We start from the raw sequence: 3,082 nt of genomic DNA on the forward strand, positions 1-3,082 counted from the left end.
GTAAAACTGGGCGACCGGCGCCGTGGCGGATTGCGCAGGTTTATTGAGGGCAGTGTTGTCTTGCGGTGTTACACATGCTGCGAGCAATGCCGCCGGCATGACTGCCAGCGCGATTTTTATTTTTCCCCAATAAGCCAGGTGTCGAGCGTGCATCCAGTGATCTCCTTAGTGTTTGCCGGTACTGCCGAAGCCGCCTGCGCCGCGTTCGCTGCTGTCGAATTCTTCAACGACATTGAAGCCCACTTGCATGACCGGAACGATCACAAGTTGCGCCAGGCGCTCCATCGGGTTTAGGACAAACTCGGTCTGGCCGCGGTTCCATGTCGAGACCATCAACTGTCCCTGATAGTCGGAGTCGATCAGCCCCACCAGATTGCCCAGCACGATGCCGTGCTTGTGGCCGAGACCGCTGCGCGGCAGGATGAGCGCGGCATAGCCGGGATCGGCCACGTGGATCGCCAGGCCGGTCGGGATCAGATGCGTGGTTCCCGGGGCGATCGTCAGCGGCGCGTCCAGGCAGGCGCGCAGGTCCAGACCGGCGCTGCCGGCGGTGGCGTAGGCGGGAAGTTGGTCTTTCATGCGCGGGTCGAGGATTTTGACGTCGATAGTTTTCATGGGAACCAAAATAGTGAAAATTAAAAATCAGTGCGTGCTTGCTGCGGACAAGCGATACGCGATCTCGCGCACCAGTTGCCGCGCCAGCGTCTGCTTGTCGGCGCGCGGCAGGCTGGTATGGCCCTTGTCGTCGAACAGCGTCAGCGCGTTTTCGTCCTTGCCGAAAGTCTCGTGGCCGATGTTGCCGACCAGCAGGGGAATATTTTTCTTCACGCGTTTAGCAGCGCCGTATTGTTCGAGGTTTTCGGACTCGGCGGCGAAGCCGACGCAATACGGACGTTTGGGCAAGGCGGCGACGTCGGCGAGGATGTCGGCATTTTGTTCGAAAGCCAGTTTGAGGCTGTCGTCGTCGGCGCTTTTCTTGAGCTTCCGATCGCTGACGTTGGCAACGCGCCAGTCGGCCACCGCAGCGACAGCCACGAAGATATCCTGTCCCGACACGTTGGCAAACACCGCGTCATGCATTTGTTGCGCGGTCCGTACATCGATGCGACGCACGCCATACGGTGCGTCCAAAGCCGTCGGACCGGATACCAACACTACCTCGGCCCCGGCTTCGCGTGCAGCGCGGGCGAGGGCATAACCCATCTTGCCCGATGACAGATTGGTGATGCCGCGCACCGGATCAATCGGCTCGAACGTCGGGCCGGCGGTCAGCAGTACGCGACGCCCGGCCAGCAACTTCGGCTGGAACGCCGCAATGATTTCTTCCAGCAGTTGTTCCGGCTCCAGCATGCGGCCATAGCCGACTTCGCCGCAAGCTTGGTCGCCCGAATCGGGACCGAGCAGCTTGATGCCGTCCTGCTGCACCCGCGCGATGTTGCGCTGGGTCGCCGGGTTTTGCCACATCTCGACGTTCATGGCCGGGGCGATCAGCAGCGGCACGCCATGCGGACGCGCCACGCACAGCGTCGACAGCAGGTCGTCGCAAGCGCCGTGGGCCAGTTTGAAAATGAAATCGGTGGAGCAGGGCACGATCACGATTGCGTCGATGCCGCGCGTGAGATCGATGTGCGGCATGTTGTTCCCGATGCGCGCATCCCATTGATCGGTGTAGACCGTGTTGCCGGTCAGCGCCTGCATGGTGACGGTCGTGATGAACTGCGTCGCCGCCTGCGTCATGACGACCTGCACCGAAGCGCCTGCCTTGCCGAGACCGCGCGCCAGTTCGGCAGCCTTGTAGCAGGCCACGCCGCCGGTCAGCCCGAGAAGGATTTTTTTGCCAGCGAGATCCATTGCCTTACTCCTTATAGAACTCAATCATGACGACTGCGCGATCACAATCATTCGCAGCCTTGCCGTCCGACACTATTTGCCGACGCGGCGCAATTCATCCAGCACGAACAATACCGCACCCACGCAGATCGCACTATCGGCGATGTTGAAGGCCGGCCAATGCCAGTTGCCGATGAAAACGTCGAGGAAATCGATCACGTGGCCGTACAGGATGCGGTCGATCACATTGCCCACGGCGCCGCCCAGGATCAGCGCCAGCGCCCAGCAAAACATGCGTTGGCCGGCGTGCTTGCGCAGCAGGTAGACGATGTAGATCGCGGCGGCGATGCCGATGGCGGTGAACAGGTGACGCTGCCAGCCCGACTCAGCCGCCAGGAAGCTGAATGCCGCGCCCTTGTTATAGACCAGCACCAGGTTGAAGAAGCCGGTGACCGGACGCGATTCGCCGTAGTGGAACAGTTTGACGATGGTGATCTTGGACAGCTGATCCAGCAGCAATATGATCAGCGAAATGCCCAACCATGGCAGCAGGCTGTTGTTGTTGCTGGAGCTGGGCATGAGGCGTTTTTTATTGGAAGCCATGGAAGATGAATGCGGACGTGGATGATGTCATTGAAGAAATCCGGCATGCGTTTTTCGTCGCGTGCCGGATTGAGTGGTCTGACGATTAAGCGAAATGGCGGTCTTCACCGCCGCCGAACAGATTGGCGATGCAACGGCCGCACAGGCCTTCGTGCTCGGCATGCTGGCCGTGCGGAACGACGTCCGCGCGATAGTGCCAGCAGCGTTCGCATTTCTGATTGGCCGACGGCGTGACGACGATGGCTTCGTCGGCTTCCGTCGCCACCGCAGTGACCTTGGCTGCCGAAGTGATCAGCACGAACTTCAGATCGTCGCCCAGGCTTTGCAGCAAAGCCACCTTGTCGCCGCTGACCTTGAGTTCGACTTCCGCCTGCAACGACGAACCGATGTTGCCGGCGATGCGGACTTCTTCCAGTTGCTTGGTCACGGTCGCGCGCACTTCGTGCAGCACGTTGAACTTGGCCACCAGCGCCTCGGCTTGCGCCACTTCCGGCAGCGTGTAATAGGTCTGCGTGAAGATGGTTTCGCTGCTGTCGGCAAACGCTTCCTTGCCGGCGAAGAAGCTCCAGGCTTCTTCCGCCGTGAACGACAGCGTCGGCGCCATCAGGCGCAGCAGCGCCTGGGTGATGCTAGTCAAATCATATCAACT

General features: G+C 60.6%; 3 protein-coding genes and 1 pseudogene. All 4 read right to left on the reverse strand.

Annotated elements, in window-relative coordinates; translation table 11 throughout:
* Nucleotides 1-165: 165 nt before the first annotated feature.
* Nucleotides 166-615, reverse strand: a complete 450-nt coding sequence (gene dut / locus HLUSI_RS0115415) for a dUTP diphosphatase (protein ID WP_016834833.1) — start codon at nucleotides 613-615, stop codon at nucleotides 166-168.
* A 27-nt stretch (nucleotides 616-642) separates the two neighbouring features.
* Nucleotides 643-1,851 carry a bifunctional phosphopantothenoylcysteine decarboxylase/phosphopantothenate--cysteine ligase CoaBC gene (coaBC, locus tag HLUSI_RS0115420; RefSeq protein WP_016834834.1) on the reverse strand — a complete coding sequence of 403 codons (1,209 nt, stop codon included), beginning with the start codon at nucleotides 1,849-1,851 and terminating at the stop codon, nucleotides 643-645.
* A gap of 72 nt (nucleotides 1,852-1,923) precedes the next feature.
* The gene (gene lspA / locus HLUSI_RS0115425; protein ID WP_016834835.1) at nucleotides 1,924-2,433 is read right to left on the reverse strand and encodes a signal peptidase II; all 510 of its coding nucleotides are present in this window, start codon (nucleotides 2,431-2,433) and stop codon (nucleotides 1,924-1,926) included.
* A gap of 85 nt (nucleotides 2,434-2,518) precedes the next feature.
* Nucleotides 2,519-3,061: pseudogene (locus tag HLUSI_RS0115430) on the reverse strand (class I tRNA ligase family protein); the annotation flags it as partial.
* Between the last annotated feature and the right edge of the window lie 21 nt (nucleotides 3,062-3,082).

The sequence above is a fragment of the Herbaspirillum lusitanum P6-12 genome (assembly GCF_000256565.1).
GTDB lineage: Bacteria > Pseudomonadota > Gammaproteobacteria > Burkholderiales > Burkholderiaceae_D > Herbaspirillum > Herbaspirillum lusitanum.

What these genes read in the sequence shown, in the direction of transcription:
- dut (WP_016834833.1), bottom strand. Translation starts at nt 615, where the DNA reads ATGAAAACTATCGACGTCAAAATCCTCGACCCGCGCATGAAAGACCAA.
- coaBC (WP_016834834.1), bottom strand. Translation starts at nt 1,851, where the DNA reads ATGGATCTCGCTGGCAAAAAAATCCTTCTCGGGCTGACCGGCGGCGTG.
- lspA (WP_016834835.1), bottom strand. Translation starts at nt 2,433, where the DNA reads ATGGCTTCCAATAAAAAACGCCTCATGCCCAGCTCCAGCAACAACAAC.